Genomic DNA, 22,130 nt, shown 5'->3' on the forward strand with positions numbered 1-22,130 from the left:
GCACTGTTTTTAGGTTAAATCTACTGGTTTTTTAATGAATCAAAAAAATTAACAATGCGAATTATTTTTTATCTTGAAATTCAAGGAGTTAATAATTTTATTCAGCAAATGAATTAAAACTTAACAAAACTGAAACTTAGGCGATTTGCTATAAATAGTGCAATGGTAATAATGTAAAAAACTATTACCGCGTTATTACACGGTTTAGTTGCATGCAAATGTGTGAACGTGTTATTGGTTTTTGAATTTTTATTACAGGGTTGTTTCTGTAATTCAAAAATTTGATATAAGCACCGTTGTTTAAACACGGTACTTAGAAGTCTAATTATTTAGTTGTCAAGTTTTACTGCCGTAAATGCCTTTTAGTAAAGGCTGTTTATAACGAAATTTATTGTTTTAATTTTGGTGGATTAACGAATTTTCGTTAATCCACCGTGGTAAAAATTAATCAGAGGTTGCTTAAACCTTAATGGTACCGAAGTGAAGTTGCCTTACCGTGAAAAACTCGGTAAGCAAAAATGGTGTACATTAAGATAATTGGAATTACCACAACCGCGCCGTAGAAAATAACCTTTAAGGTTTCAACGTCGCTGGCGGCTTCCCATACAGTCAGTTCGTTGGGAATAATGTACGGGAAAAAGCTAAATGCTAAACCAATAAAACACAACGTAAATATAACCACCACCAGTAAAAATGGTCCGTAGCAATATCGGTCGTTGGGTTTTGGCAAGCGACGTAAAAGCAGGTCGTTCCACACGAATGCTAAAAAGCACACTGTCGGAATTAATAATACGAACATAACTAACGGCATTGCAAACCAACGGGAGTAAACTTCACTGTTAATCATCGGGTTAACAATCGATACAGCAATAACGCCAATCAACGCTAAACGTCCGCACCAAAGCGCCCACCGAATGGATTTACTTTGAAGCTCATCTTCGGTTTTCATAATTAACCAGGCTGCTCCGAGGTAACTGTACGCAACAGTAACCCCAAACGCGCTGAGTAAACAAAATGCGATGCTGGCCGGAGTATAACTAAAGCCCATCACGAATTGGCCGAGCATAAATCCTTGCGCCAACGTGGTTAGCAGTGATCCTAATTTAAATAACCAATCCCAAGTGTGTTTAAAGTCGACGGCGGCCTTTGCCCGAAAATCGAAAGAAACGCCGCGTACAATCAGACCAACCAGTAAAATAAATACTGGAATATATAAGTGATAAAACGCAAGCGAGTGTGCCGCAGGGAAAGCTATTAACATTAATCCCACGGCCAGTACTAACCAGGTTTCGTTTGCATCCCAAAATGGACCGATAGAAGCGATCATAATATCGCGATCATTTTCTTGATCGGCCCCCATGGGTAACAATATTCCCACACCTAAATCGTAGCCATCTAATATCGCGTAGATTAAAACCGACAGACCCATCAAGCCGATGAAAATAATAGGTAATGTTTCTTCATTAATCATCGTTACGCTCCCTGAGGTTCTGTTGCATGTTTGTTGGGTGTCGCGTTATTAGCGAGAGTATTACCGGTGGGAGAAAGCTCTTTAGTTTCGAACTCTTCTACCGTGATGGATTTTCTCGCCATGACTCGTAGGGTATGTATATAGGCCCACAGCAATCCTGCGTACACGCACAGATAGGTAATAAACGACGCAAGCACGTTGCCAGTTGGTTGCGTGGTAACGGCATCAGCGGTTGCTAATACGCCGGTTACTAACCATGGTTGACGACCAATTTCTGTCACGTACCAACCTGCCAATACTGCAACCCAGCCAGAGAACGTCAGTATTTCCAGTGTGCGTAATTGCCAGTGTACTAACGATTTATTTTTGTAGGTTAGGTAAGAAAAATACCAAGCCACAATAATCATGACTACGCCGATACCCACCATAACCCGGAAGCTAAAAAATACCGCTTTTACGGGCGGGTGATCTCCCTCAAAATCGTTTAAGCCCTTAATTTCGCCGTCCATTTCGTGCGTTAAAATAAGGCTCGCTAATTTTGGAATGCCAATTTCAAAATGGTTTTCTCTGGATTCTTCGTCAGGAATGGCAAATAAAAGTAAGGGCGCGCCTTCTTGCGTTTCCCAAACACCTTCCATCGCCGCGACTTTTTGCGGTTGATGCTCCAAAGTATTTAAGCCGTGTAAATCACCGACAAACGCCTGCAATGGTGCCAATACAGCCGCCATGTATAGCGCGGTTTTTAGAGCGACTTTAGGCGCAAGTTTTGTGTCGCCTTTTCGCAATCGATAAGCCGATATTCCCGCAATAAAAAATGCCGTTGTTAAACCCGAGGCAATTAACATGTGTGCAAGTCGGTAGGGGAATGACGGATTAAAAATAACATCCCACCAACTGGTCACATACGCAACGCCGTCGCGCATTTCGAAACCGGCGGGCGTTTGCATCCAACTGTCTAGCGCTAAAATCCAAAAGGCGGAAAACGACGTGCCTATCGCGACCATTAGCGTAGAAAAGGTATGTACACGGCTCGAAACCCGATTGATTCCAAAGAGCATAACGCCTAAAAATGTTGCCTCTAAGAAAAATGCCGTTAATACCTCGTAACCTAATAATGGCCCGGCAATATTTCCGACGGTTTCCATATAACCCGGCCAGTTAGTACCGAATTGAAACGACATAGTAATACCGCTAACAACGCCCATGGCAAAAGACAACGCAAAAACTTTTACCCAAAAGCGATAAATCCTCATCCACACCGGATTTTGTGTACGATCATGTTTTACTTTGAAATACAAAAGAACCCAACATAACGCAATGTTAATAGTTGGAAATAAAATGTGGAAACTTATATTCGCTGCAAATTGCATTCGAGACAGCATTAATGTATCGAGCATGCGAATTCCTCCAGTATGAAGCTAAAATTGTTTTTAAATATGGTTTAAATAATAATTTTTTACAGGCGTAGACGCGCATTGAGCTTTGCACTACGCATTAATGCTCAGAGAGTTGCAGTTAAGCTGTTTTGGCTAAACTAAATTCACATTAATATTAAGGTATTGAAATCTATTGCGGATATCTCAAGCAGAAAATCATTTTATTGGTATTAATAGAGCATTAAACCACTTAAAAATTTACTTATTGATTATTGTTTTTAGAATGATTCATAAAAACGAAAATCAATGTTTCGTATTGTTGATGCTCTTTATTGCAAAAAGCACCGCTTTTTAAGTGAGAATGTTAGTTGTGTCTCTATTTTTTGTATGAGAGTTTTTATAAGAAAATTATTTGGCTATACGGATAAACGTTGATGAAATTTTTCTTTATAAATAAAGGAGTGTTTATCAAAAACGAATATCAACTAAAAATATAAAAACTATGGCCAAATTTTGACGTCAAATATTGTATTAAAATAACATGCAGTTAATGCGATTAGCGATTAATGCTATTTAATTTATTTATCGCTAGTGCCTAACACTTTGCCTTTTAATTCCAGCAACTTAGACACGCCAGAACCTAATTTCATTAAGCTTTCTAATTGCGCCGGGCTTAGGCTGCTTAATTGATCGGTCCATTGAACAACAAATTCTAATAAATTATGAATTTCCTCCATGCGATGGTAGGCGTATTCATCAATGTTGTTGTCGGTTTGATCTAATAAATTAGAACGCAATAAAGATAACGTTGGGTCTATCTCGCGTTTTTGCCGCTCTTCCATTACCGTGCGGGCCATTAACCAAACCGAGCCAATGGCGGTGAAGTAATCTTTTCGATCACCCGGCTTATGCTGCAACTTTACCAATCGCCACGATTGAAGCTCTTTTAGCCCCATGCTGACGTTGCCACGGCTAATTTCTAAAACTTCTGCAATTTGATCCGCGTTTAACGCTTCTTCATGGATAACAAGCAGCGCCATCATTTGCCCAACGGTACGGTTAAAGCCCCAGCGGCTGCCCATTTCGCCGAAATGCATGATGAATGCGCGTGTTTGTTCTGTTAACGTCATATTGCAGTTTTCAATTTTCAGAAATTTCTGAAAGTATTAAATGAAAGTTGATAAAGGTCAAGTGTTTTTTGGGATCTGTTAATACTTATTAAACCACCTCTGCCGGAGAGAATTTTTTCGTCAACACGGCAGAGGTAGCAAAGCTTGGTTATTCCAAGTGAGCGACCGATAACACCGTTGACGGAAAAATTACCCCGGCCCGAAGGGTTGCTCCTGAAAAAGCCCTGCTCTTTGTTGCTCGTTACTGATTTAGAATGACTAAATTATGTGCCTCGCGCCTCAATCAGGGCCTTTTCAGGAACAACAGAATGGCTTAGTGAGTGTTAACAGGTCACAGCCTATATTAGCAAAAAAAGAAATATATTTTGTGTGGAAATTACCAATAAGAGTGGCTTAAGAAAAAGTGACTGTAAATTCAAAATGTTACAGAAGCCCGACAAGGAGGGAAATTGTCGTTTTTAGAATAAACCTCCCAAAATGGGATGTTTTTATTGAGAGTGAATCGCGTTAAAAGCAAAAATCAATTTCTGGCCCTGGTTGCTGAAGTTCTGCCTTAATAATTTCCAGTGCCTTCTCTAAATCCGATCGGTTGGTGTCGCCTCCCAAACAGAATCGAACTGCTTGCGGTGGCACAAAGTTTCCAGCGGCAAAAGCCGTTGATGGTTTTACTAATACATTTTGCGCCGCGAGTGATTGGCAAAATTCCTGTGCGTTTCGGCTCTCTGGCAATTTAAGCCAAACATTATAAGAATGCTCCGCAGAATTATAATGGTACTGATCCAAATATTGAGCCACCAACTGTTGGCGTTTCTTCATGGTTCGTTGCTGCGTTTGAATAATCGATAACGCCAAACCTTTCTCAATCCATCGCGACGTGATTTCTGCCATCATCGGCGCGGCCATCCAGCAACTGGCTTTTAACGCGTGACGAATAGGGCGATCAATACTCGGCGGCGGTAAAATGTACCCAATGCGCAAACCGCCGGTCAGTGCCTTCGAGGTGCTGGTAATGTAAACCGTAATGTCTGGGTGACGATTGGCAAACGTCGGAATGGTTTTATTTTGCAGGCAGCCCTGAACGTCATCTTCAATCACCCAAATTTGATGTTCCCGCAGAATTTCAGCAATTTCGTCAATGCGTTGTTCAGTCATAACTTCGCACGTCGGATTATTAATGCGTGTATTAACGTAAAAAACTCTTGGTTTAAACCGCGAGCACGCTAAACGCAGCGCTTTGGGTGATATACCTTCGCTGTCCCATTCAATACCAATGTGACGCAATCCTAATTGCTGCGTTACCACCGAAAACCCAGGGTAAGTTAACCCGCAAGAAATCACCGTATCTCCCGACTGGCACAACGCCGCCGTTGCCGTGTGAAAACCGTGTTGGCCGCCATTGGTAATAATAATTCGGTCGGTATTGCCGGAATAAACTCCCGTCATTTCAAGCCATTTAATACCGGCTTCGCGGTGACGCAAAATGCCGCCTGGGGTTTGGTAATCCAAAATTTCTCTCAGTAATTTTGCATCACTGCTGAGTTCTTTCAGTTCTTCGGCCAGTAATTCCGTTTGATTCAAAACTAAAGCGAAACTGAAACTCAAATCGATAACATCTTTACTTGGGTGATTGATTTCAAAATCGCCCATTTTTGATTGTGCCCTAACAAATGTACCGCTGCCGACCCGAGATTCAATCAGACGCTTCCGTTCAGCCTCCGCGTAGGCTCGGGTAACCGTGCCTACGGTAACCGAGAGTGTGTCGGCGAGCCGTCGATGAGTAGGCAATTTGTCACCCGCTTTTAATTCGCCACTGACAATCGCGTCGTCAATGGCCGTAGCCAAGGCTTTGTATTTAGGAAGATCGTATTGACTGATATCGGGGTTCCAAATTGTCATGGTGACAAAAATCCAATTGACCTATAGAAATTAAAAGTTAAACTCATCATTACACGCCGAAAACAGCGCTAATTACCCCCTATAGTAGAGTTTTTTTGTACCACTTGCCAGTGGGGGTAGCGCTCGCTTGTTATTCGGTGTTTGTATTCACTGTCATCTTAATTGTATGCATACAATTCTTGAAGGAGATTATTATGAAACTGCCAATTTACCAAGTCGATTCATTTGCTCATCGTGTGTTTTCTGGGAATCCGGCGGCGGTGGTCATTAGCCGTGACGCTCTTTCAGATTCCATGTGCATGCAAATTGCCGCCGAAAACAACGTATCGGAAACCTCATTTATATGGCCTGCCGAAGACGGCTATCACTTGCGTTGGTTTACGCCAACAACCGAAGTGGACTTGTGTGGCCACGGCACTTTAGCAGCCGCTCACGTTTTATTTTCTGAAAATAGTATTGATGCCGATTCTGTTCAGTTTTCTACTGCCAGTGGAGCGCTAACCGTGCAGCGTATCGGCGATGAATACCAAATGAATTTTCCAACGTATCAACCGCAGCCCACAGAAATTGCCGATAATATTCGCGAACGCTTAGGATTCGAACCTAAAGATTTATTGCGTTCATCCGATTTTATTGTTGTGGTAACCACAGAGCAAAACGTTCGAGAATTTTCAGACAGCTTTTACGACATTAGTGGTGATCACGGTGTGATTCTAACGGCGGAAGCCACAGACACCGACGGCCTCGATATTATTTCGCGCTATTTTGGATTTAAAGAAATTGGTATAGAAGAAGATCCCGTGACCGGTTCTGCACACTGTGCCATCGTTCAATACTGGTGTAATAAACTCGATAAAGAAATACTGGATGCCTTTCAAGCCTCTCCACGCGGTGGGTATTTAACGTGTGAGCGTGTGGGCGATCGCGTATTGCTCAAAGGAAAAGCCATCACCTATTTAAAAGGTGAATGTTATTTAGAAAGCGAGGGCGATAGCGGTGATTGATCCAAGTTTTAGTACAACCTACGCTGGTTTATCCATCGGTTATTTTTCGTCGTTAGTAACTTATGTAGTTTCCGTTAACATCACCCCAGGCCCCAACAATATTATGGTGACTGCCTCGGGTATGAATTACGGTTACGTAAAAACCGTACCGCACATTTTAGGGATTGCATTTGGCTGTTTGATTTTATTCAGTTTAGTCGCTTTGGGCTTGGGTAATATTTTCTTAGCTTATCCGCTGTTGCACACAGGTTTAAAAATTATCGGCTCACTGTATTTGTTGTGGTTAGCCTATAAAATATTTACTTCAGGCGGTGTTGATGTAGAGGGAGAAACCAGTAAGCCGACAACATTTCTTCAAGCGTTAACATTTCAGTTTGTAAATCCAAAAGCCTGGGTTATGTCAATTACAGCGGTTTCTGCATTCAGCTTAAAAGGTGATGCACTGTGGTTGAGTTTAATTGTTGTAGTAATGACTCAATTTTTATTGGTATTTCCATGCTCGTCTACTTGGGCATTGCTGGGTAGCCAAATCAAAAAAATAATGCGATCGCCAAAAGCAGCCAAAATGTTTAATCGAGTATTGGGCGTGCTTACCGCATCCTGCGTTATCTTTATTGTTAACTAATTTCTTATTGTTAACCAACCTCTGTATTAATTCCGATTCGTTTTCTCAGCGAATCGGGATTCCTTTCAAATATTACCCATTAGCAAATTCTAGTGAATCGTCAATAAACTGGAGTAGGAGCCTCTGATTAACCTCAAGATCACTCAGGCCAATCAGTTTTTTTCTGATCAAGGCGTGCTTTTGAAGGTCTAACAGGTTAAATCGAAAAAGCACAACCTTTTCCTAAATAAAAGGAGCAGGAAAAAACTGGCAGGCCCCGCCGGGCGTGGTCTCAAGCGCGCATTTGCGGCGTTGCCGTTTTTATTAAGGCCCCACTATCTGTTATAGAAAGGGCCATTAATTACAAACGGCGCCTTGCAACTGCACGCTTGAGATCACGCTGAGTAATGTTGAGGTTAATCAGAGGCTCCTATGAAATATCTACTGTTCCTGTGTGAACTGTTGCTTGATCCTAGAATTGAGTGTATTGATGTCATCAAGAAACGATCAGTTCGCCAAATACCATTGAATTGAAGACTATTGGGTAAAAATGCCATGTACATCTTACTTGCATTGATTACAGCGATAACCGGTTTACTTTGGATATTGTTTCGGCTGCACAGAGCCGGTGTGGATCTTAATTCGTTAAATCCATTCGTTTGGTATCGCAAATACAAATGGCAACAACAATACGGTTCCAACCCATTACACCAATTAGAAACCCCGCTTGAAGCCGTGGGTGTTATTCTGGTGCTGACCGCTAAAAGTCAAAGCGATTTAACCCGCGAAGCCAAACAAGAACTTATTCAATTGTTTGTTAAGCAGCTTCATGTGCCGCAATCGCAAGCTGATGAGTTTTATCACGGTTGCGCTTATTTAACCCGAGACGTAACCACGGCCGAATTAGAAATTCCGTCGATTCTTAAACCCAACAAAGCAAACTTCACCTTGGCACAAGTTGATTCTTTACTTCAATTGATGGAATCCGCCGCCAAAATGGACGGTGAACCTAGCGAACATCAATTACAGATTATTGATGCCGTAAAAAAAGAGTTTAATCGCTGAGTATTGCCAATAATAAATACAATCTGTTTATGCGCAAAAAATTTGTGTGGTTTTATTCAGTAATTTGAGTTTTTAATTGTTTAAAACTAACGCCATTGCTTGCGTGATTATTCTGTTAATTTATACAGTTTTTTAGTGAGTAATGGGTGCTTGTTTTACTGCAATAAAATTAGTTTTTTACAGTGATTTTTACGTGTAATTAAGTATTAACAAGTCGCTAGTTCTAGGTGCGGGAACACACGGAAGCAGCTAACCACAATCGATATTCGAGATATTAATCACGGCTAAACGTAATGGTACGCCAGAGCGCCGCTTGACCCAGGAAAAACTTTCCAAAATCTGCAAGCTCAAGGTTCGAAAGAGCTTTTACCCCTACATACCCGGCGATGCCTACGCCAATCGGTACAAAAGTATCCAACCGTCCCCTTAATACAGCTCAAAGGCTACTGGCTCAATGAGGCCGGCTTCACAATAGACATCGAACTTTCTGTTTACGTCAAAGACGGTTGTATTACCTCAACGTCAAAAAATCCGACAAGTGACTCATCAAATAATGCTAGCCACTCTTAACCGAGTGGGTGTCTGTGTTTTGTAAATTGGCTGGTATTTGAATATTTTTGTTTATCTCAAAAGAACTAATTTTTATTTGTAACAGGAAAATCTTGGACGATTAATACAGCTTAAAGCTAGGTTTTCTGACGTTTTTAAAAATTTTTGAAATACACAATTAAGGCGAAAAAAGTTATAGAAAATCGAATGTTTTGTAGGTGGTTGTTATAACAATGTAGTGCAAAAAGTGATTTACGTGCCAAATTGTTCAGAACGTTGACCTAGTACGACTTTCGAGATAGCGTTGAGAAAAATTTGCCTGAGATATGCGTCACCATGACGGTGTATTTGGGAAAATGTGTTGTTTGGGTGTGTATTAAACTGTTAGAAAATTTCTAGCCTAAGGGGTTGTTGTCATAATTAAATAACAAAGGGATGACAATTTAAAGAGCTGTAATCTAGACATTTGATCAGGAGACGGTAATGGACAGTTTTGCAGGGCTATTTAAATTTGATGTTGATGATGGTACTCAGATTAGCTGGGAAAGTCTTGATTCAAAAATCAAAGAGGAACTAGTCCTTGATGGCAAAATTGATGAAAACAACTCTAAAGTTTATATGTTCTCAATTACGGTTGGCTCTTGCGAACAGAAACTCGAAAAACATCATGACTGGAGTAAAGTGACTCGTCTTTTTATTGAGGTAAAAGTCGGTCATAAATCCATGAGGATAGGTGGTATCTCTCCTCGCAACAAGAAATCCAAACATGCCCCTCAGCACGAATTTCCATTCGATGCAAAAGCCGGTGTGGGTGTAGATTTTTTCAGTATGGCGAGGTTTAAACTATCTATTTCCAATTTTGTTAAAAAAACTCAACTGAAAACAAGATAGCAATTCTTGGTGGTAATACAAGAAAAAGCGCCAAGTGGGTTTATTCGAAAGGCTGGCCATATATTGAATTCAAAAAGCATGTTTATGTAGCCGTTCCAGATTCTGTGTGTGAGACAAATCGAAATTTGAAAGTAAGTATTAAGCCCGTTCGTCAATATAATAGACCTTTAACAACGGCATCAGTTTTCAAGCATCCCGTTGCATTACCAGTATAGTCTTAACAAGTAACGTAAGCAGATGTATAAGCGCGTCGTTTTATTAGACGCTATATTTCAAAAATAAATTGGAGAACATTATGAGTTGGAGAACAGGAAGTGCAATATTCTTAGAATTCTGGCCGATTCTGCAGTCGAAAATTAGAGATAAAGATGAGTTAATTGACTTCACTTCAAAGCTTCTAAAGTTATTTGTGGAGGGCGATATGGATACTTGGGATATAGAAGATGTTCATCCAGATATTCGTTCTGCTATGAAATTAGCGGGAATGGAAATATCTGAACCAGAGAGATATCAAGGTGAGTAAACATAATTAAAAGTCGTTTCGCTACACTCCGTTTAGCACAGCGAAAGCTGTGCTTTTTATAGAGAGGCTGTGACATTTATTACCTAAAAGGAAGTTTTCATGAACATAAAAGCAAATGTTGGAACTTTAGATATTTTAGGCCATTTAGTATTGTGGTTTTTTGTTGTGTTGCTCACTTTCGGCATAGGTGCATTTTTCTTTGCGTATTCGTTTTCTAAATTTGTAATAAATCGAACTGAGCTAATTGACTCAAACGGTGTTAGTCATAAGTTAACCTGTGATGTAGATCTGTTTGGAAGTATCGGTCATATTATTCTCTGGATCTTTATCACAATAATTACATTTGGGTTAGGCTATATTTTTTACTTTTATAAAGTATGGAATTACTGTCTGAATAACAGTAGCGTAGGATAGCCAGAAGAGCGCTTAACATGCTTGTCTCTGTATCGTATATTTACCCGTTATCTTAGCGCTATGTCTCTTGACCAATAAGAAGGAATTGCTAATTTTCGTAGGCATGATCATTCTTGGTTAGATGATTTCATACATCCCGTTTTTAGCGTTTTACGAGTCATGGCTTTCATACTACTATTCGAAACGCTTACCGTTCCTCTACCCAGTAGTTGGGTTAGCGATATTAATAGTACCTCTACCGTCGGTTAGATATATGTCAACTCAAAATAGTCTATGTGTCGGTTATTACATGTCTTTTATTTGTTTTAACTTTATAGTTATTGACTTATGTTTGGTTTTATTTGCTTACATGTATGCTATTAATTTTTGGATTGATAGCTCGGGATTATATAAAATTAATCCAGTCGATTGATAGATTGAAAAGCAGCTTGATTGGCGTTTGTTTCGTCATCTGTTTTTTGTTGGTAGGTGTTATGTTGCCAATAAATGAACCAAATTTAGAGATGCTCTTACAGTCGTATATGACTATTTTTCCGTAGTATTTATTGATCGATATTAAGTTGCGGTTTTTCTAGGTATTGAAAATAGTATAAATCCAAATTTCTTCAGTTTAATCAAAAACAAGCATGGTTTCATGAAGTGTTAACCTGGGGAATAATCAGGTGAGCCAGGAGGAATTTCTGAATTTTGTAATTTCTATAAAAGCGCTTTGTATGAATTCTTTCAGAGCCTAACGAAGTGTTAAATATTGTTCGCTGAAGGCTGAAAAAGCGCATGTCGACTACATCAGGTTAAAACTCAGTTATGGAATATACGTACCGTTACGAAAATGAACAAAACACGATAAAAGTATCGGAATTAGGAAATGAAAGATATCAGTTCATGGTGTTCTCTAAAAAGTCAAAGCTTTTCCATAAAAAAATGGAGATAAATTTATCTAAGACAGATCTAGAAGAGATTAGATATCTGATGAAAGACATTGGTGAGGTGAAAGCCAAGGTTGGGAAGTCGAGTGGTGTTTATCGGCAGTATTTGAGTATCGAGCGTGAAAACAAAAACTCGACGGCAACAATCGTAATTAACAAGTGGTTCATTATATTTGGTGGAACACTTAGAATAAGGCTGTCCGATGTCGGTAGGCAGGTTCTAAGAGTGTTTCTTAATTGATAAAGCTAACAGTCGACATTTGTAATCCAGTTTATTTTCCAAGATTTCAGGTAATAAATATTTTAATATTCTTATTGTAGAGTAAATGTTTTCCAGCGTTTAACTCTACAATTTTTATTTTTCAGGTTAGGATAAACTAAAGTATTAACCCATTGTCGCAGCAACCAATCATAAACACTCCCATTCGCCTATATTTAAAATTCCAGTAAATTTTTATTCTTTTGCTCACTAAATTCATGTTAAATTGAGTGGTTTCAGAGCTATTCTGTATTTTAATTTTCTAGAGAGATATCTTTACAATAGTTGTTGAGGTGAAAATGGAAAACGAAATCTACAAAACGCCAGATGCTGATTTAGAGCCCGAAATCAATCAAAGCAGTGCTGAATTGGCGTCGAGAGGCAGTCGGCTAGTAGCGTCAATTATTGATACCTTAATAATTTTTCCTGTATCGATTTTGCTGTTGTACGTCACTGGTGGTTTCGAGAATCTTTCTGAAAGTCAATCGTTATCTTTACTCTATACAATAGGCATAGCAGTAGTCAGCGCAATAATATTTTTAATGATAAATGGCAAAATCATGCTTAGGGATGGGCAAGCTTAGGGTAAAAAATTACAAAAGATTAAGATAGTTACCGTTCATGTCGATCACGCTGATTTGAAAACCCTGGCGAAGCGTTATGGGTTTTACTGGGGATTACCCCAATTACCTTTAATTGGTCAATTTTTTAGTATGGTTAACATTCTATTTATATTTTCTAAATCCAAGCGTTGTATTCATGATTATGTCGGCGGCACTAAAGTGGTTAAAACTAATCAATAAAGGAACATTAGTTATAGGTGAAAACTGATGGAATACTTTTTTGAATTTTTAACTACCTATTTCTTGGGGTTTATTACATACCCATTTTACTTGATCTATTGGGGTATCATAGCGCCTAAAAATTTTGTGACTTGGTTGATTTTTTGTGTAATAGTGATTTCTATTTTACAAAAGTATAAATTAAGAAAATATCTAAAACTATTCCTTGCGGTTTTTGTGTTTCCAGGAACAATAATTTGTGGTTCGGCAACAGTAATCCCTTGGCCTTTCTCCGTGTATACGGCATTTTCTGAAGGTGACTGTACACCATTCTGGGCATTATTTTCTTCCCTCATTTTAAATGTGTTAATTGCACAATTTTTTAGCCGTTTATATAAATATTTCAATTCAATGCGTAGAGTAAAAAAGGCATAAAAATTCAGAGCAAATATGTACTAGGTGTTTAATCTTTTGTTATTTTGAAAACGCTTGTGAATAAAAAATTAGAAGATCATCTTCAAAGCAGAAAAAGCTCTGGAAAAGGGGTCAAAAAAATATTATGGGAAGAATATAGCCCAATCGAAATCTACGAACAGAACACTGAATGGAGCGATGAATACAACGGTTACGTACTGAATATTCTTAGACTGGCAATCGGAGGTAATGATTACATTCGTATCACGACGTTATTAACCTCTGCGATCAATCAGAATATCCGATTAATTGCGAGCAAAAATAATACTTACGATATCAAACTTGCTAAGTGAATTGTGTAATCCAAAGGAGATATTTTCTGTTACTACCCGAGATTGAGGTGCTATACATCTAATGTTGAGGCCTAATAAATAGGTTATATCAATTGAGATATAGGTTCCTATGAAAGAGCACTCAAATTCCGATAGCTCACTTCCTAAATGGTGTACATTAAAAGGCGAGGAGTCTAATTTTTGGTCAGCTATATGCTATGATCAATAAGCGTATAAGAACAATCGTACGAGATACGCTTTTGGAGTCATCATTGCTGTAAAACATAGTCTTCACTGTACTTGCCCCCGCTTCACTCACCGTATACATTAAGCGTTATACACCAATCGAGATATCTATCATGACTAAGTATCTTTATTTAAAGACGGATGAGTTTTCTTCAAATGAAGATATGGCAAATTACTTTGTCGCCAAGCTGTCCGAAAAAGGTTTGAAGCTGGAAAAACCCATTGATGCTGGTTTCATGTGCAGCGTTGTATCGCGTATTGATGATGAAAGGGTGGTGTTCTATATGGGTAGAAATCAGGAGCCGTCGTCGCCCGCGTTATGGCAGATTTGGCCTGAGCAGAAGATTCCGTTCTTCAAAGTTGTTTTTGGCAAAGCTAATCGTACGCCAGAAGATAAAGCTAGAATGATATTAGAAGAAGTTGTTCACGCAATAGAAAGTGCAAGCGATATCGGTTGGGCGAAATAACACGTAATGTTACATCGATCAGAAATACCAGTCTATTGTATTGATTCACTACTCAACTGAAATTTACCTAAGTGTTATGCACCGTTGAAGACGAGATTAATGTTATGGAAAAAGTAATAATACCAAAAGTGCTAGCGCAGTTTTCACAAGGTCTAACCGAAAAGCAAAGGCCCTATATTTCTATTAATGCCACACCCTTAGAATGTAACTTAGATAAAGACCCCTTAGAATTACAACAAAGTAAATTTTTGGGTAAACCTTTTGTTCCAGAAGGCATGGAATACCCAAAAGACAAAGGCGGTAATCCTATGGTTCTGGTTGCCCAAATCAACTTTTCTGAATTACCTCATTTAGACGGTTTCCCAACAAGTGGTATTTTACAGCTGTATTTTAGTACCACTGAATGGTGGGATATGCCAGGTACCGAAAAAATCGTTTATATAACCGAAGAAAACTTAAATAAAAGTCAAAGCAACGCTTGCCCTACGCTTGATATAAAATCGTACGAAGAACTTCCAATTTGGAAAATCCATAAGTTGGATTTTAAAAAAGCACTCGATACTGGCAGTAGTGAAGATTGCCAGTTCTCGTTTGACTTTGGCGGCAAAGACTATTGGGATTTTGAGGAAACTCTAACTGAGGAAGAGAAAGAGTCATTTAACGAATTCTTCACCAGCGAAGGGCATAAAATTGGAGGTTACGGATTCTTCACGCAAGGTGATCCACGAGATTATTCGGCTGATCAGGCGACTGATATCCAATTGCTGCAGTTAGATACCGATGATGAAATCATGTTTGGAGATAGTGGCGTTGGTCATCTCTTTATATCCCCAGAAAATCTTGCTAACGGAGAGTTAGAAAAAGCGTATTTTTATTGGGATTGCTGTTAATGCGTGAATAAGGGTAGGTGCTTGGTGTAAATATTTAATTTCTGCATTCGGCCGAGTTCGTGATTAGGTGTTAGTGTTGATTATGGTGCTTATGAAGATTCGAGAAGTGTTTAAGAAGTAGATGCTTGCTTTTTGTGCTTTAGTTGTATGGCGAAAATATGAGTGATTGCCATTAAATTCAGAACTGGTTTGAGCACCCGCTAGGTAGTGCCTGGTGATTGAAAAATTAGTCAAATTCAACGTGAACACATTTCTCTTTTTCGTACGCTATACAATGATTGCTGCTTAAAGCCAATTCCAGAGATACATTTTTTGTTATGGGGATAACCACGATAATTCATTAGACAGTAGAACATGGGGCATGGTGCCTGCTGAGAATATGTTAGGTAAGTTAGTGCTAACATGGTGAGTTGATATTAACCTAAAAAGGTTGTTGAGTATGTCTGATGAATTGGATAGAAAAATCGAAAATATTTTGATAAGTGCAATATCTGATGGTTTTAATCGAGCATTGAATACTTTGGAAGATGCGGGTGCAATAAATCGTGAAGAAATGAGGAAGGAGTATAAAGGAGTTGGAAGTAAATATTACGATATGGTTAGTGAGCAATTTGAGTATACGGCTCAATATGCCAAAGAGACTATTCGTGAATTAATTGAAGAAGAAAGCAGTAAGCAATAGAGCTGAGATTAAGTCGAAATAATAGATGTTGAGATAAAATGCAAAGCCTAAAAGTCTACCTGGCAACAAATCCCCTCTGATATTTAAACTCAGTCAGAGGGGTTGTAAAAGCTGAAAAGTAGTTTGCTTTTAAAAAGTGTATCGATCACTTTTCTGGAATAATTTCTTCCAGTGTTGCGAACAGAACTTTTGCTCCAATCCTTGAAACCTCTTCGTCGTAAATATGTTCTACATTAACGCCTTCCTGGCCACCGGCTAAATCACTGATTGCTCGAATCACTACCCAGTCTACGTTGTTAATATAACTCACCTGCGCGACTGATGCGGATTCCATTTCTGTTACTTCGGCATCAAACACGTCTCTCACCCATTGTCGGTATTCTCGGTTATCTAAGAAAACAGATCCGGTCACTCCGTTGCCGCCTACACTTAATACAGCTTCGCGTTTATCCAGTATTTTTTGTGTGGGGAGTTTATTAATGGCATTTTCTGCTGCAGTTAATAAACGTGGTGATGCCGAGAAATAAGCTTTGTCTTCGGGTTTGTCCATTCCGTCTTTAATTACAACCACTTCGTCTGGATGAATTAAGCCAAACGGTTTGTAGTTGGGCAGGTTAGGGTCGTTTGCTTTGCGTTGCGGTTGTTCGTTAAGAAACCGCTGGTAATACTCGGGAATAACAAATTCTTGCGGGTTTTCAGGGTGTGGATTGCTGTACACGCTTTCGTCGTGATAGTACCAGCGAGCAGGAACTATCACATCGCCGGGTTGCCATTTGGGATTAACCGCACCCGCAATTCCCATATAAACCACTTGCTTGATGGGGAAATAATCAAACGCCATTTGCATTGACATAGCCGCGTTGGCAATGCTCATTCCGGTGGCGAAAACCAATATAGGTTCGCCTCGAAATTGGCCGAGCCGATAGGTGATGCCTTTGAATTTTAGGTCTTTATCTATGTCAGCTTGATCATGTTTTTCGAGGGTTTCTAAAATACCATTGAGTTCGGGTTCATAGGCGACAACAACGGCCGTAAATTGGGGAGTATCTTCTTGGAAGGTTCTCGGGCCGTAATTAACGTTGTTTGCGTTGTCGGTTGATTGTGTTTGTGGCGGAGTACAGCCTGCAATAATGACAGAAAAGCTCACCAAAACGAGACATTGGCGAATAAATCTCATGGTATTCCTCAGATTTCAAATCGGTGGTTAGTGTTTATGTGTTGCTGTAAATAACATGTTGGATTAAAACAGAAAATTACAGTGTTTAATTAAAAGCAAATTCTTGACCATGTGGTTATAAATTTTACGTTCAAAATGTTGTTGATGAGCATGCTCGATTTAATTTATGGCGGCATTATAAAACCATTCTTAAACGCGATAACTGTAAAAATAGGAAGCTTTTTAGGATGAAAATTCCATTAGGAATAATCATTTTAATGGGCGGGCGATACGTAAAAAGGTAAATTAAATGTACGCTGGGCGACGGGTGAAATTAAGGATAAAAATACGCTTAACTAAGAGGCGTTAAAGAGTTGTTTCGAGCTTTCTTTAGATTTTTCTTGCGATGTTTATAAAAGATTTTGAACGCTGTTAACCCTGAATCAATCAGGGCTAACAGTATTTATGGAACAGCGTGTTAGGTCATTGAACGCAACAAAAAACCTTACACTTTTTTAAGGGTGTGAGAGTTAACGTCGGTTTGGTAACTCGGCCCTGTAATGATGTTGTAGGTTTTGGATTTTACGGTATCTACATAGAACCACTGACCAACCACGTGATCCGGTGTGATCTTAACTTCTAACCAGCCGCGTTGGTGGCTGTTTTGGTAGTGTAAATGTTCGTTTATTTGAACCAATCGTTCCGATAATTTTTGAGGGTCGGTATTTGCCAGGTAGTTCTCCATGCCCGGTGAGCTGACACTCGCAGTCGCCATTTCTACCGCGACAGGGCTTTCCTCACCATCCGGTACTAATTCGAACGCCCAACCGTTGTGGGTATCACCAGCAAGGCTAACCACGTTGTTTGCGTTTGCTTTTATCGATTGTAAATGGCGCTGGCGTGCAGCGTTGTATCCATCCCAGGCGTCGGTATTAAATGGCAAACCGAGTTTGCCTAAAGTAACAATACCATCGACAATTTGTTTTGATAAATACGCGTCGTCAGAAAGGATGTCTCGAACTTCTGGAATCAGTACTTCGCCGGTTAATATTTGTTGTCCCAGAATTTGCCACGGCTTACCGTTTTGTTTAGACGCTTTAAAAGTCGACTCTAACCAAGCTTCTTGAGTATCGCCTAATAAGTTGCGGTTCGGATCGTTTAATAATTTTTCTTTGATGGCTGCGGCGTCGGGCAGGAATGCTTGTCCGGCAGGCAGGTTTTTAGGATCGAGCTTGGTGATTGTGTTCCAATCCAAAACAGGTACCGGTGGATTTTTGGTAACGTCAAACGGTACCGTAATCATTTGAATGGTAGCTGGGTTGGTGTCTTTGAGCTTTTGTGGGTCAAGCAATGGAATTCCTGCGCCACCAGAAGGCACTTGAGAAACATCAAACGGAATTTGTTGCCAGATCATTTCTTTTAAATAATCAACCGCTTTGTCGCGACCGATAATTCTAGTATCGAGCATAATTAAATCGGCGAGATTACCGATTTCAAAATTGCGATAGGTAACTGCTGGGTTGGCGCTGTCTTGATAATCACGAATAGGTAGCCATTCGCGGTAAGCTTGAACGGCAAATTGTTTTCTCTGTTCCCAATCGCCTTCGTCGGGTTGGTGATTTTCAGCGCCTTCAATCCAAGCATCGTTTGCGAGTTCGTGGTCGTCCCAAACGCAAATGAATGGGTGTTGGCTGTGCGCGTTTTGCAATGCGGTATCGCGACGATAGAGGCTGTATCTTTGGCGGTAATCGTCCAACGCCAATAATTCGCCTTCTGGCAGTATGGCGCGTGAGCTACCGACTAAAACCGGGTCGGAATATTTTGAAACTTCGTATTCATAAATGTAATCACCCAAATGAACAATGGCTAATAACTCGTCGTTTTTTGCCAGCTCTTCATAAACGTGAAAATACCCGTGCCCGAAGTTTGAACAAGACACTACCGCAAGCTTTGCGGAATCGACATCGCCCAACGGCAATGTGCGCGTTCTTCCCACTGGGCTGAGTGTGTTCTCTATATTGAATCGATAATAGTAATGATTGTTTGGCTGCAAGCCTTTCACATCTACTTTTACTGTGAAATCTCGATCAGCGGATGTTTTGAATACGTCTTCGTAAACCACGGAATTAAAATTGGGATCTTTTGCAATCTGCCAAACAACGTCGTACTCATCCGGTGCGCCGGGACCTGTGATTTGCGGCGTTATGCGCGTCCAGATAATAACTCGGTCGCTTAACGGATCGCCACTGGCGACGCCGTGGTCGAAACTAATACGAACGGAATTTTCATTTTCGGGTGCACCACAGGCGGTCAGCATTGCCGTGCTGCCGGCTGCTGCGGAAACTCTGGTAATAAACTGGCGACGGTTAAGCTTTGACATAAAAATCCCTTCAATTACCGTGTATTTAGATCGGAGATGATAGCAATTTAATTTCTGTTTCCGAAAGGGGTGGCCGGTTGCCTTAATTGTTCCTTACTCAGCAATGGCCGCTGTTGAGTGATACTGTTTACTGCGGAGTTTCATTCGATGAACAGCAAATACCGCTTGGGTGACCAATAATTTAGCTGGCACATCCTTGTGCCGTGGAGCCAATACTTATTTTTAATGGTCAATAAGTATTCTGGTTACGCCTTAGTTAAAGCGTTTGGTAAATTGTGCGCCGATAATTTGTGGAGCACCTTCAATAAAGGTTGGGAAGCCGAAGGCGTCGCCAGTGTTGCCCGCGTCGATAATGTATTCTTTATCGAACAGGTTATTGGCGAAGATTTCAAACGACCAATTGTCGTCCAAAGCGGCAATACCCACTTTAAGGTTGACTAGGCTAACGGCGTCTTCCTCAAATTCATTTTCGATGTCGAAGAATACATTGTCGCGATAGGTCCAGCTACCTGTTGATGTAAATTGTAAGCTGTTGGAAATCGGACGCTTGTAGATGTAGCTAAACGCAGCAGTGTTTTCCGGTTGTAAACGGAATTGGTTGCCAGCAAATTCGCCGTTTTCGGCATCGTCATCGATTTCGGCATCGATAAATGCGTAGTTGGCCAACAGTGTGAGGTTTTGGTTGGCAACAAACGTAATTTCGGTTTCGATCCCCAAGTTGGTTGCGTCTCCGGCGTTATCTGGAATGCGCTGACCGGTGTTGTCGTCAACCACGGTGACCTGGAAGTTTTCGTAATCTTGATAGAACGTTGACGCTGCGTAACTCAAACGCCCGTCTAATGCTGTTCCTTTCACGCCAATTTCAAAGTTTGAAATCTCTTCTGATGGCACCAAGTTAGGAGAGCCGTTTGAGAAATCCAATACCTCTGAACGCTCACCCAGTGCATAGGTTGCGTAGATATTAACGGTATCGGTTAACTGGTAACGTGCATTTAGGCGTGGCAAGACGATGGTGTCGTCGGTATCACCGCTAATGGTTGCGCCATTGGTGTTAAATACGGCGCCGAAAAATAAATCTGTCGGGGCTCCAAACATACCGGTTAGCAACACTGAGGCTGGAACGTTTGACGTGTAAGAAGATTCCCTTTTTTCGTCAACAAATCGAACGCCTGCGGTAACTTCTAAGCGGTCAGTAAATTGATAAGAAACGTCAGCGTATACCGACAGCGATTGGTTATCTGAGCTGTTGGAGAAAAACGATTCATAGGGAAGAGCACGGACTAACCCATTGGTTGCGGCGGCCGTTGTACCTAGATTACAGCCTGCAATTCCAAATCCAGCATTACAACTTAGAAACAGCCCTTCTTCGGTCGCGAAAGGCACAGTTTGGGTCGCTTCTTCCTCGAAGTAACTCACGCCAAAAAATGCATTGAGGCGATCACCGGTAAAGTTCCAGCGAACTTCTTGGCTGTACTGTTCGCCGTCAGCCAGCTCCGCAAAATTCAAAAATTCCTGTGAGGTGCCGTCGGCGTCGAAGACTTCTTCGGAATCGTGATCACGGTAAGCACCAATGTATGTGAATGACCAGTTTTCATCGAAGTCCCAGTTAACAGTGGCGTTAAAATCGTTTGTTTCGCGCTGAATGCCAATGTTATTACTGCTGAGGTTTGAAGAAATCGGAGCACTCAGTGCTGCGTTGTCGGTAAAGAGTAAATCTTCGGCGACAAAACCAGTGCCAGGATCGTCGGCATCTTCGTAGTTGTAGACGAGATCGATGGTGACCGTGTCACTCGGCAGAATGCGCAGGCTTGGGCGCACAGCGATTCGCTCGTAGCCGTTTAAATCATCTTCTGCATTATTGTCGACGTAACCGTCGCGCTCACGCGATAAAACCGCCAAACGTCCTTGGACGATGGAATTACCACCGGTGACAAAGCCGTCAATTTCTTGGGTGTCGAATTCACCTGCACGCACGTTAATTTGCGCTTCAAATTCTTCTTGAGGTTTGTTGGTGATAAAGCTGATGGCACCAATGGATGCCGCAGTGCCAAACAGAGTCGCCTGTGGACCTTTTACAACTTCGACACGCTCCATATCGTACACTTCGAAGTAAGAGCCGCGAGAGCGAGATACGTCGGTTCCATTCAGGTAAACCGATACGCGCGGAGCAATAGGAGCGCCGCCGTCATCAGAGGTGATACCACGGATGACGTAACCGTTGTTGTTTACGCTTTGTTGTTGTACTACTAAGCCCGGAATAAAGTCAGACAGTTTGTCGAACTGATCAATGCCGAGTGCGCTCAGTGTGTCTCCGTCGAGTGCAGAAATTGTGATGGGTACGTCTTGAATGGATTGCTCTCGTTTCTGAGCGGTTACGATCACTTCTACGATATCGGCAGAAGTGGGCTCAGACGATTGAGCAAAACTTTGGTTTGCAAGAACAACAGCTGTCATTAAACCCAGCGAAGCGAATGACCTTACTCGGGACATGGAGCACCTCAAATGGCAGGAAAGGATAGGAAAAATTCAGACGCTACTTTGCGGCACAATTGCTACAAAATTGCTACAACAGCGCTTAAATTGGCGATTAATCGCGGTTTTTCTCAGTAAAGATTGTTTGGTTACCAAGAAAAATTGCACTGTGCGACTTTGGTGGAATTTAAATTGTGAAAA

21 protein-coding genes and 1 pseudogene are annotated in these 22,130 nt (G+C 40.8%); 15 read left to right on the forward strand and 7 right to left on the reverse strand.

Features of this window, described 5'->3' with window-relative positions; genetic code table 11:
* Nucleotides 1–466 precede the first annotated feature (466 nt).
* From LU361_RS10250 to LU361_RS10265, 4 genes are all read right to left on the reverse strand, one after another.
* Nucleotides 467–1,471, reverse strand: coding sequence for a cytochrome d ubiquinol oxidase subunit II (locus LU361_RS10250; RefSeq protein WP_233088748.1), 1,005 nt, complete (start codon nt 1,469–1,471; stop codon nt 467–469).
* Nucleotides 1,472–1,473: 2 nt separating this feature from the next.
* Complete coding sequence (locus LU361_RS10255; RefSeq protein ID WP_233088749.1) at nt 1,474–2,868, reverse strand: cytochrome ubiquinol oxidase subunit I; 1,395 nt, start codon at nt 2,866–2,868, stop codon at nt 1,474–1,476.
* A gap of 557 nt (nt 2,869–3,425) precedes the next feature.
* On the reverse strand, nt 3,426–3,977 hold the full coding sequence (locus tag LU361_RS10260) for a GbsR/MarR family transcriptional regulator (protein ID WP_233088750.1): 552 nt from the start codon (nt 3,975–3,977) through the stop codon (nt 3,426–3,428).
* 507 nt (nt 3,978–4,484) lie between these two features.
* The gene (locus LU361_RS10265) at nt 4,485–5,873 is read right to left on the reverse strand and encodes an aminotransferase-like domain-containing protein (protein WP_233088751.1); all 1,389 of its coding nucleotides are present in this window, start codon (nt 5,871–5,873) and stop codon (nt 4,485–4,487) included.
* Between the two features lie 194 nt (nt 5,874–6,067).
* Between LU361_RS10265 and LU361_RS10270 the strand changes: the two genes are divergently transcribed.
* From LU361_RS10270 to LU361_RS10330, 15 genes and pseudogenes are all read left to right on the forward strand, one after another.
* On the forward strand, nt 6,068–6,877 hold the full coding sequence (locus LU361_RS10270) for a PhzF family phenazine biosynthesis protein (protein WP_233088752.1): 810 nt from the start codon (nt 6,068–6,070) through the stop codon (nt 6,875–6,877).
* Entirely contained in the window at nt 6,870–7,502 is a 633-nt protein-coding gene (locus LU361_RS10275) for a LysE family translocator (RefSeq protein WP_233088753.1), read from the forward strand. Before LU361_RS10270 ends, LU361_RS10275 begins: the two co-directional genes overlap by 8 nt.
* A gap of 534 nt (nt 7,503–8,036) precedes the next feature.
* Nucleotides 8,037–8,546, forward strand: coding sequence for a hypothetical protein (locus tag LU361_RS10280; RefSeq protein WP_233088754.1), 510 nt, complete (start codon nt 8,037–8,039; stop codon nt 8,544–8,546).
* A gap of 339 nt (nt 8,547–8,885) precedes the next feature.
* The gene (locus LU361_RS20330) at nt 8,886–9,116 is read left to right on the forward strand and encodes a SymE family type I addiction module toxin (protein WP_350338016.1); all 231 of its coding nucleotides are present in this window, start codon (nt 8,886–8,888) and stop codon (nt 9,114–9,116) included.
* Between the two features lie 462 nt (nt 9,117–9,578).
* The gene (locus tag LU361_RS10285; protein ID WP_233088755.1) at nt 9,579–9,986 is read left to right on the forward strand and encodes a hypothetical protein; all 408 of its coding nucleotides are present in this window, start codon (nt 9,579–9,581) and stop codon (nt 9,984–9,986) included.
* Between the two features lie 295 nt (nt 9,987–10,281).
* Nucleotides 10,282–10,509 (forward strand): hypothetical protein, encoded by a 228-nt coding sequence (locus tag LU361_RS10290; RefSeq protein WP_233088756.1) that lies wholly within the window; start codon nt 10,282–10,284, stop codon nt 10,507–10,509.
* Between the two features lie 99 nt (nt 10,510–10,608).
* Nucleotides 10,609–10,923 carry a DUF6693 family protein gene (locus LU361_RS10295; RefSeq protein ID WP_233088757.1) on the forward strand — a complete coding sequence of 105 codons (315 nt, stop codon included), beginning with the start codon at nt 10,609–10,611 and terminating at the stop codon, nt 10,921–10,923.
* Between the two features lie 804 nt (nt 10,924–11,727).
* Nucleotides 11,728–12,090 (forward strand): hypothetical protein, encoded by a 363-nt coding sequence (locus LU361_RS10300; RefSeq protein ID WP_233088758.1) that lies wholly within the window; start codon nt 11,728–11,730, stop codon nt 12,088–12,090.
* Between the two features lie 317 nt (nt 12,091–12,407).
* Nucleotides 12,408–12,911, forward strand: a pseudogene (locus tag LU361_RS10305) (RDD family protein).
* A gap of 27 nt (nt 12,912–12,938) precedes the next feature.
* The gene (locus tag LU361_RS10310) at nt 12,939–13,325 is read left to right on the forward strand and encodes a hypothetical protein (protein ID WP_233088759.1); all 387 of its coding nucleotides are present in this window, start codon (nt 12,939–12,941) and stop codon (nt 13,323–13,325) included.
* Between the two features lie 56 nt (nt 13,326–13,381).
* Nucleotides 13,382–13,657, forward strand: coding sequence for a hypothetical protein (locus LU361_RS10315; RefSeq protein ID WP_233088760.1), 276 nt, complete (start codon nt 13,382–13,384; stop codon nt 13,655–13,657).
* Nucleotides 13,658–13,995: 338 nt separating this feature from the next.
* A complete protein-coding gene (locus LU361_RS10320; protein WP_233088761.1) occupies nt 13,996–14,349 on the forward strand; it encodes a hypothetical protein in 354 nt (117 codons plus the stop codon).
* 104 nt (nt 14,350–14,453) lie between these two features.
* A complete protein-coding gene (locus LU361_RS10325; RefSeq protein ID WP_233088762.1) occupies nt 14,454–15,239 on the forward strand; it encodes a YwqG family protein in 786 nt (261 codons plus the stop codon).
* 307 nt (nt 15,240–15,546) lie between these two features.
* Complete coding sequence (locus LU361_RS20335; RefSeq protein WP_350338017.1) at nt 15,547–15,648, forward strand: S26 family signal peptidase; 102 nt, start codon at nt 15,547–15,549, stop codon at nt 15,646–15,648.
* Nucleotides 15,649–15,678: 30 nt separating this feature from the next.
* Complete coding sequence (locus tag LU361_RS10330) at nt 15,679–15,921, forward strand: hypothetical protein (protein WP_233088763.1); 243 nt, start codon at nt 15,679–15,681, stop codon at nt 15,919–15,921.
* 145 nt (nt 15,922–16,066) lie between these two features.
* Here LU361_RS10330 and LU361_RS10335 read toward each other — a convergent pair whose 3' ends face one another.
* The 3 genes from LU361_RS10335 to LU361_RS10345 all read right to left on the reverse strand — a co-directional run bounded on the left by LU361_RS10335 (nt 16,067) and on the right by LU361_RS10345 (nt 21,947).
* Entirely contained in the window at nt 16,067–17,098 is a 1,032-nt protein-coding gene (locus LU361_RS10335; RefSeq protein WP_233088764.1) for a 5'-methylthioadenosine/S-adenosylhomocysteine nucleosidase family protein, read from the reverse strand.
* Between the two features lie 484 nt (nt 17,099–17,582).
* Nucleotides 17,583–19,457, reverse strand: coding sequence for an alkaline phosphatase D family protein (locus LU361_RS10340; protein ID WP_233088765.1), 1,875 nt, complete (start codon nt 19,455–19,457; stop codon nt 17,583–17,585).
* 252 nt (nt 19,458–19,709) lie between these two features.
* Nucleotides 19,710–21,947, reverse strand: coding sequence for a TonB-dependent receptor (locus LU361_RS10345; RefSeq protein WP_233088766.1), 2,238 nt, complete (start codon nt 21,945–21,947; stop codon nt 19,710–19,712).
* Nucleotides 21,948–22,130 lie beyond the last annotated feature (183 nt).

Origin of the sequence: Sessilibacter corallicola, assembly GCF_021290925.1 — a bacterium.
Classification (GTDB): domain Bacteria; phylum Pseudomonadota; class Gammaproteobacteria; order Pseudomonadales; family Cellvibrionaceae; genus Sessilibacter; species Sessilibacter corallicola.

Excerpts from the sequence above, each read along its gene's own strand:
- LU361_RS10250 (WP_233088748.1), bottom strand. The coding sequence starts at position 1,471 with ATGATTAATGAAGAAACATTACCTATTATTTTCATCGGCTTGATGGGT.
- LU361_RS10255 (WP_233088749.1), bottom strand. The coding sequence starts at position 2,868 with ATGCTCGATACATTAATGCTGTCTCGAATGCAATTTGCAGCGAATATA.
- LU361_RS10260 (WP_233088750.1), bottom strand. The coding sequence starts at position 3,977 with ATGACGTTAACAGAACAAACACGCGCATTCATCATGCATTTCGGCGAA.
- LU361_RS10265 (WP_233088751.1), bottom strand. The coding sequence starts at position 5,873 with ATGACAATTTGGAACCCCGATATCAGTCAATACGATCTTCCTAAATAC.
- LU361_RS10270 (WP_233088752.1), top strand. The coding sequence starts at position 6,068 with ATGAAACTGCCAATTTACCAAGTCGATTCATTTGCTCATCGTGTGTTT.
- LU361_RS10280 (WP_233088754.1), top strand. The coding sequence starts at position 8,037 with ATGTACATCTTACTTGCATTGATTACAGCGATAACCGGTTTACTTTGG.
- LU361_RS10285 (WP_233088755.1), top strand. The coding sequence starts at position 9,579 with ATGGACAGTTTTGCAGGGCTATTTAAATTTGATGTTGATGATGGTACT.
- LU361_RS10290 (WP_233088756.1), top strand. The coding sequence starts at position 10,282 with ATGAGTTGGAGAACAGGAAGTGCAATATTCTTAGAATTCTGGCCGATT.
- LU361_RS10295 (WP_233088757.1), top strand. The coding sequence starts at position 10,609 with ATGAACATAAAAGCAAATGTTGGAACTTTAGATATTTTAGGCCATTTA.
- LU361_RS10300 (WP_233088758.1), top strand. The coding sequence starts at position 11,728 with ATGGAATATACGTACCGTTACGAAAATGAACAAAACACGATAAAAGTA.
- LU361_RS10310 (WP_233088759.1), top strand. The coding sequence starts at position 12,939 with ATGGAATACTTTTTTGAATTTTTAACTACCTATTTCTTGGGGTTTATT.
- LU361_RS10320 (WP_233088761.1), top strand. The coding sequence starts at position 13,996 with ATGACTAAGTATCTTTATTTAAAGACGGATGAGTTTTCTTCAAATGAA.
- LU361_RS10325 (WP_233088762.1), top strand. The coding sequence starts at position 14,454 with ATGGAAAAAGTAATAATACCAAAAGTGCTAGCGCAGTTTTCACAAGGT.
- LU361_RS10330 (WP_233088763.1), top strand. The coding sequence starts at position 15,679 with ATGTCTGATGAATTGGATAGAAAAATCGAAAATATTTTGATAAGTGCA.
- LU361_RS10335 (WP_233088764.1), bottom strand. The coding sequence starts at position 17,098 with ATGAGATTTATTCGCCAATGTCTCGTTTTGGTGAGCTTTTCTGTCATT.
- LU361_RS10340 (WP_233088765.1), bottom strand. The coding sequence starts at position 19,457 with ATGTCAAAGCTTAACCGTCGCCAGTTTATTACCAGAGTTTCCGCAGCA.
- LU361_RS10345 (WP_233088766.1), bottom strand. The coding sequence starts at position 21,947 with ATGTCCCGAGTAAGGTCATTCGCTTCGCTGGGTTTAATGACAGCTGTT.